Here is a 6,720-nt window from a genome sequence, read left to right as displayed (position 1 = left end):
CCGGTAGTAAGTCTGAACCGTCAAACCGATTTGCCGAACGGCTTCCTGAACCGAGCTCCCTTGCCCTTGCAGCACCTCAACCTGTCGCAGCTTCAGCACGATGTCCTCGGGCTTCTCTCGTTTGCCTGCCATCTCGTCGTCCTCCTGAAAACGGGATATTCCTATCCCAAAAGGTGGACCACTTCGGTGGGGGCACTCCAACACCAATATCTTTGTTCTCCTTTGACAGGTGCTCGGATCTTCTGAGATATGGCTGCCCTTCTTTGGGTGGATGCCGGTAGGACAAGCCCGCTTTCACCAGCATCGTACGGGCAAGGGCGTTCCCGGCTTTTGTCAGGCGCCCGCGTCGCGTGGTTGTACCGTTGGAGTGCTCGCTTGGGAACAAACCGAGCCACGCCATCAGCTGACACGGATTTTCAAAGCGGGTGGTATCACCGATTTTCGCAACCACAGCCGCTGCGACAATCGTGTTCACGCCGCGTAATGCACGAAGGGGTGTTTTCAGTGACATTCAATACCTCAGAGCCTGAAATCGCTTTCATTGCCCGCAAAGACGCTCTTGATGTCGCAGAACACGTGGCTGTCGGTGCCATAGGCCCGCAAATGTTTTACCCCGTCTGTCCGATAGGAGTCATGGGCTACAAGCAGAACAACCCCGTCATATTTCCCTTTCTCGGGCATCGCAACCAGATCAATGTCGTATGCCGCGCGCGCCTCGGCGGCGTTAGCCCAAGGATCATGCACATCCACCTCGACCCCGTATTCCCGTAGTTCTCGGACCACATCGATGGCACGGGTGTTGCGCAAATCAGGGCAGTTCTCTTTGAAGGTCAGCCCCAGAGCTAGCACCCGGGCGCCATTCACCTGAATCCTGCGCTGCAGCATCTTCTTGACCATCTGGCCCGCCACATAGGCACCCATGCCGTCATTGATCCGTCGCCCCGCCAAGATCACTTGGCTGTGGTAACCAATCGCCTCAGCCTTATAAGTCAGGTAATAGGGGTCGACGCCGATACAGTGCCCCCCGACTAGGCCGGGGCGGAACGGCAGGAAGTTCCATTTTGTTCCTGCCGCCTGCAGCACCGCCTCAGTGTCGATTCCCATCCGGTTGAAAATGATGGACAACTCGTTGACCAAGGCAATGTTGAGGTCACGCTGTGTGTTCTCGATAACTTTTGCGGCTTCTGCCACCCGGATGCTTTCCGCCTTATAGGTGCCCGCTTCAATAATACTGGCATAAAGCGCATCTACCGTCTCCGCGGTTTCCGGGGTAGAGCCTGCAGTAACCTTACGGATGGCCGTCAGCCGGTGCTGCTTATCACCTGGATTGATCCGCTCAGGACTGTAGCCGCAGAAGAAATCCTGGTTGAAACGCAGCCCCGAAACTCGCTCCAGAACCGGCACGCAGTCCTCTTCGGTGGCACCGGGGTAGACAGTGCTTTCGTAAATAACTATGTCACCGGCCTTCAAAACCTTGCCAACAGTCTCCGATGCCTTGATCAGCGGCGTCAGATCCGGGCGCTTGTGACTGTCGATCGGGGTCGGCACCGTGACGATGTAAATCCGCGCTGCACGTAACGCCTCAAGATCACAACTGTAGGTCATAAACTCGGCTTTGGCCAGTTCAGCAGCGTCCAGCTCGCGGGTGTGATCATGCCCCCCTCGCAGCTCGGCGATCCGTTCCTCGTTGGTGTCAAAGCCGATGACAGGCCGCACTTTGCCGAATTCGACCGCCAGCGGCAGGCCAACATAGCCCAACCCGATGACCGCAACCTGAGTGTCGTGAAATTCCATAACACTTACCTTTCGTAGTAATCTCTGAAACAGTCCACAAACTGCACAATCCCGTGATTGTATATCCGTCTGCGGCAAACCCGTATCCGCCCAAGTTAAAGGCACATAGTTTTGTTGCACAAATCGGGTGTAGGACGTTCTTCCCCTTACCCCAGCCGGATTTAGGCTACGGTCTCGGTGACTGATATACCAAGCGCAGTATAGCGATTGAGCGCGGCGATACGAATTTGGACTTCCGCAACCTGCCTGTCGAAGTCCCGTGCCATGAGCGATTGACCCACTAGTTTCAGGCAGTGCATTTTGGTTTCGATGCGTCTTCGTCGGTGGTATCAGCCCCTGCGTCTCTACGCAGTGTGGCCCAGATATCATTGTGTGCTGACCGCGTCGTTCCGGGCTATGGCTCTGGCGCTGATCGGTTTCCAGGGTTTGGCCTTTTTGCATGGTCGGATCATCGCGTGAGCGTTTCAGGACCAAACCAAATAGACAGTGAGCCACGAGGCTTCAAACTGTCATTGTATGACGGCCAGTTTGTAGTCTTCTATCTTGTAGGGTACCCACTGCTCATAATTCCCAGCTATCATGCTGAGTTCATGAAGTGAATCCCTCACAGGATTTGTGCATGTGTGGATGTATACGGACCCCGCCTGATTGCAACGGTCTGTTTGACTCTGGATCGAAGGTCGCGATTGCTGATGTATATCCGGCTTCTTAGGGCGGCCTGATAGATCATCGCCGCGAGCCCCGATAGATTTCCGCTTGCTTCTCCCTCATCGCCCCTCAGGCATTGGTGCTGACCGTGCTGATCCACACATCAGGTCCAAGAAGCAACGGGCGTGACCCTTCTCCATCTCCTGGCAGATGTTGCAATGTTCCTTTCAGCCCTCCTTGGCTTGATCTTTCGTAATTTGTCTCAGACGGTATGTCGCGGGCGGTATTCTTGGTCAGTCGAAAGAAGCGACCAAACGATCAGCGCGTTCTTGTTTGCCATGGCGACGGTCGCGAGCCGGGCCGGTTTTCTCTGCAACAACATCGTCAGCCAGGGATCGGCACGCTCGGGATGATTGGTGACCTGCCGCACACGCGATGTCATGCCGACGACGATAAGCTGGCGCAAATACCGATCGCCCATCTTCATGATCTTTCCCAGCCGCTCCTTGCCACCGCTGGAGTGGTTGCGCGATGTCAGACCAAGCCACGCGGCAAAATCGCGACCGCGCTTGAAGGTGGTCAGGTCTGGGGCAAACGTCTCGATCGCAAGCGCCGTGACAGGACCCACGCCCGGCATCGTTGGTGCGCGGCGCACCAAGTCCGCTTTCTTGGCCGCAGATCTCATCTTCGCGTCAAGCTCTGCAACACGCGCATTCATTCCCTCGATCTGCTCGAGATACATCCGGCCAAGTTCACGAACCTCAATGTGCAGCGCCGTGTCATTAACTGCGAGTGCGTCGATAAGCTGCTTAAGATGGGCAGCCCCCCGCGCCGCAATCAGTCCGTGTTCGGCAAGGTGGCCCCGCAAAGCGTTGATCATCTGAGTGCGCTGACCAACAAACATCTGCCGGGTGCGAAACAGCATGGCGCGGGCCTGCTGATCTTCAGTCTTCACTGCCACAAAGCGCATGGTCGGACGCATCGCAGCCTCTACGATGGCTTCTGCATCGGCCATATCGTTTTTCTGGCGTTTGACGAACGGCTTTACATAGGAGGTGCAACCGCCCCGTCAGCGTGGGCACCGTGAAGCTGGAAAACGCGCTTTGCCAGATCGACACCGATTATAGTAACTTCGGACATGGATGCTCCTTCCTTTTATGATGGCTTTAACACTCACCACAATGGCACATTGCGATGCCGTCGGGAGGGGCATCCACGCCATCAACAAAGCCCCACGAAGGCTGTCACAGAGCTGAAAATTGAAAAAGGTGACCTGAACGTACAATCCACTTTCGTGATGGGCTAGGGGCTCATACCTGTCCGACATGAGGAGGGTTCATGAGATGCTCTAGAACCGATTAGTGCAAGAGTACCCCTTGCGAATACGGTTAACTCGTATCTGGTTTTCAGTCTGCAAAAGAGCGTATAGGATGCCCGCATCACCTCGGTGGTTGGCATTAGAGGGAGCATAAATAAGTGCAAATCAAAAATACAAAACTGTCTGGTGTGAAGATCCTGACGCCCGCTCGGTTTGGCGACGCCCGCGGCTTTTTAAGCGAAAGCTGGAACCGCAAGCAGATGGAAGAGCACGGAATCGATTTGGATTTCGTGCAGGACAATCATTCGATGTCCGCCGAGGTCGGCACCATTCGCGGGTTGCACTTTCAGGCTCCGCCCGCGGCACAGGACAAGCTGGTGCGCTGCGGGCAAGGCGCGCTGTTTGATGTCGCCGTGGACATCCGCAAGGGATCTCCCACCTATGGCGCATGGTTCGGCATCGAGCTGACGGCCGAGAACGGGCGCCAGCTTCTGGTGCCCAAAGGGTTCCTGCACGGGTTCATCACCCGGGCGCCGATGACCGAGATCATCTACAAATGCACCGATTATTATGCCCCCGATTGCGATGGGGCGGTGCGCTGGGACAGCTGTGGCATCGACTGGGGGTTTGACGGACAGCCCCTGTTGTCACAGAAGGACGCCGCCGCGCCTGCGCTGGCGGAGTTCGACAGCCCCTTCACCTTCTGATCGCTCCCATGTCCTCGCTCTCCGTGTCCCAAGCCCATCGCGCCTATCTGGAGCGGGTCCGCTTTGGGGCGCTGGATGGGCTCCGGGCACTGGCGATCATGGCCGTGCTGATCCACCACAGTGCGCTGGCGCGCGTCACCGGCCCGTGGTCGCGGGGCTTTTTGGGGGTGGATCTGTTCTTCGTGATCTCGGGGTTTCTGATCACCACGCTTCTGGTGCGCGAACGGGAGCGCGATGGGCGGATCTCGCTCAGGGGCTTTTACTGGCGACGGACCCTGCGGATCCTGCCGCTCTACTATCTGGTGGTGACCCTGGCGGGGGGGTACTTCGTGCTTTGGCAGGGCCATTGGGAGACGGCCCCCCTCTGGCCGGCCTATTATCTGTTCCTCGCCAACTTCCTGACCGATCACATTCCGACGCTCTATCCCACCTGGTCGCTGGCGATGGAGGAACAGTTCTACCTGATCTGGCCGCTGCTGATGGTCCTTTTGCCGCCGCGCGTCTGGGGGGGCGTGCTGGTCGTCGGGATCGGGCTCAACGTGGTGGCGGTCACGGGCGCCCTGGAGGGGATCGGGATCACGGCGTTTGATCTGGGTCCGCTGTGGGTGCATCTGCCGGATGTGACCTATGCGCCGCTTCTGCTGGGGGCGGGGCTGGCGCTGGTGTTGCATGACCGGCGCGGGTTCGGGCTGATGTGGCGGTGTTTCAGCCACCCTTGCATGCCGCTGCTGCTGCTTGGGTTGTTGCTGGCGCTGGTGTTTGGCCTTTTGCCGCAGGTGCTGGCGGGCTGGCCTTATCTGCTGGTGCATCTGGCGATGACCGGCTGGCTGGCCACGCTGGTGCTGCGCGAGGACAGCTGGCTGCACCCGCTGTTGCGCCTGACGCTGCTGGTGCGGGTGGGCATGGTCAGCTACGGCATCTACCTCTTGCATCTCCTGGTACTGCACGGGGTGAGCAGTCTGGCAAACCCGTTGGGACTGGCACAGGACAGCGTTGGTTTCCTCGTGTTGTACTGGGGCGGTACAGTTGTGTTGGCAGAGCTGAGCTTTCGCCATTATGAGCGGTTTTTTCTCGGCTTTCGCCATAAACCGCTTGGACGGGTTGCAACGGGTACACGCAAAGCGCAAAACAAACGCGATATTGGGACTTCAGCCACAGATGCTGCAGGGCTGGAACAGTTGGGTAAGGAGCAGGACCCATGAAGATACTGGTGACAGGCGGGGCGGGGTTCATTGGCTCTGCGGTGGTGCGGCAGGCGATTGCCGCTGGCCATGAGGTGGTGAACGTCGATGCGCTGACCTATGCGGCCTGCCTGGACAATGTGGCCAGCGTCGCGGACAGCCCGCGATATGCCTTTGAGCAGGCCGATATCCGCGACCGCGCCGCGCTGGACCGGGTCTTTGCCTATCATGCGCCGGATATGGTGATGCACCTGGCCGCCGAAAGCCATGTGGACCGCTCGATCGACGGGCCGGGCGATTTCATCGAGACCAATGTCACCGGCACGTTCAATATGCTGGAGGCGGCGCGCAAGTTCTGGGCCGCGGTGGGCAAGCCCGCCCGGTTCCGGTTTCACCATATCTCCACCGATGAGGTCTATGGCTCCCTGCCTGCCGACAAATCTGTGATGTTCACCGAAGACACCGCCTATGATCCGCGCTCGCCCTATTCGGCGTCGAAAGCCTCTTCGGATCATCTGGTGCGCGCCTGGCATGAGACCTACGGGCTGCCGGTGGTGCTCACGAATTGCTCCAACAACTACGGCCCCTATCATTTCCCGGAAAAACTGATCCCGGTGGTGATCCTCAATGCGCTCGCCGGTCAGGCTCTGCCGATCTATGGCGACGGGTCGAACATCCGCGACTGGCTTTATGTGGAGGATCACGCCGACGCCCTGCTCTGCGTGCTGCAGAAGGGCGAGAACGGGCGCAGCTACAATATCGGCGGCGAGAACGAGCGCAGCAACCTGGAGCTGGTGGAGACGCTTTGTGCGATCCTCGATGACAAGCGCCCGCGCGACGATGGCAAATCCTACAAGGAGCAGATCACCTTTGTGACGGATCGGCCGGGCCATGATGCCCGCTATGCCATCGACCCCAGCCGGATCCGGGACCAGCTGGGCTGGCGGCCTTCGGTCACCGTCGAAGAAGGGCTGGCAAAAACCGTGCAATGGTATCTCGACAATGAGGCCTGGTGGCGCGCGCTTCAGTCCCGCACCGGCGTCGGCGAGCGGCTGGGCGTGAAGGCATAAGA

5 protein-coding genes and 3 pseudogenes are annotated in these 6,720 nt (G+C 58.5%); 3 read left to right on the top strand and 5 right to left on the bottom strand.

The annotated features are described in order from the left end of the window. The 5 genes and pseudogenes from CLV89_RS23010 to CLV89_RS20275 form a co-directional block, all read right to left on the bottom strand. Positions 1-132, bottom strand: a pseudogene (locus CLV89_RS23010) (IS3 family transposase); the annotation flags it as partial. Further along, on the bottom strand, positions 77-511 hold the full coding sequence (locus CLV89_RS23255; RefSeq protein WP_106165436.1) for a transposase: 435 nt from the start codon (positions 509-511) through the stop codon (positions 77-79). The gene CLV89_RS23255 and the pseudogene CLV89_RS23010, both read right to left, overlap by 56 nt. A gap of 8 nt (positions 512-519) precedes the next feature. Continuing rightward, positions 520-1,794 (bottom strand): Vi polysaccharide biosynthesis UDP-N-acetylglucosamine C-6 dehydrogenase TviB, encoded by a 1,275-nt coding sequence (tviB, locus tag CLV89_RS20285; protein WP_106165435.1) that lies wholly within the window; start codon positions 1,792-1,794, stop codon positions 520-522. Between the two features lie 161 nt (positions 1,795-1,955). Beyond that, positions 1,956-2,255, bottom strand: a pseudogene (locus CLV89_RS20280) (IS5/IS1182 family transposase); the annotation flags it as partial. A 449-nt stretch (positions 2,256-2,704) separates the two neighbouring features. Further along, positions 2,705-3,582: pseudogene (locus tag CLV89_RS20275) on the bottom strand (IS110 family RNA-guided transposase). Between the two features lie 336 nt (positions 3,583-3,918). Between CLV89_RS20275 and rfbC the strand changes: the two are divergent. The 3 genes from rfbC to rfbB are packed head-to-tail and all read left to right on the top strand — an operon-like array spanning position 3,919 to position 6,718. Then, positions 3,919-4,467, top strand: a complete 549-nt coding sequence (gene rfbC / locus CLV89_RS20270) for a dTDP-4-dehydrorhamnose 3,5-epimerase (RefSeq protein WP_106165434.1) — start codon at positions 3,919-3,921, stop codon at positions 4,465-4,467. An 8-nt stretch (positions 4,468-4,475) separates the two neighbouring features. Next, the gene (locus CLV89_RS20265) at positions 4,476-5,669 is read left to right on the top strand and encodes an acyltransferase family protein (RefSeq protein WP_106165433.1); all 1,194 of its coding nucleotides are present in this window, start codon (positions 4,476-4,478) and stop codon (positions 5,667-5,669) included. Further along, complete coding sequence (rfbB, locus tag CLV89_RS20260; protein WP_106165432.1) at positions 5,666-6,718, top strand: dTDP-glucose 4,6-dehydratase; 1,053 nt, start codon at positions 5,666-5,668, stop codon at positions 6,716-6,718. The genes CLV89_RS20265 and rfbB overlap by 4 nt, the downstream gene beginning before the upstream one ends. The last annotated feature ends 2 nt before the right edge of the window (positions 6,719-6,720 follow it).

Origin of the sequence: Tritonibacter scottomollicae (assembly GCF_003003215.1) — a bacterium.
Classification (GTDB): Bacteria; Pseudomonadota; Alphaproteobacteria; order Rhodobacterales; family Rhodobacteraceae; genus Epibacterium; species Epibacterium scottomollicae.
The sequence above is the reverse complement of the archived record's forward strand: the minus strand, read 5'-3'. Positions and strand labels throughout refer to the sequence as shown.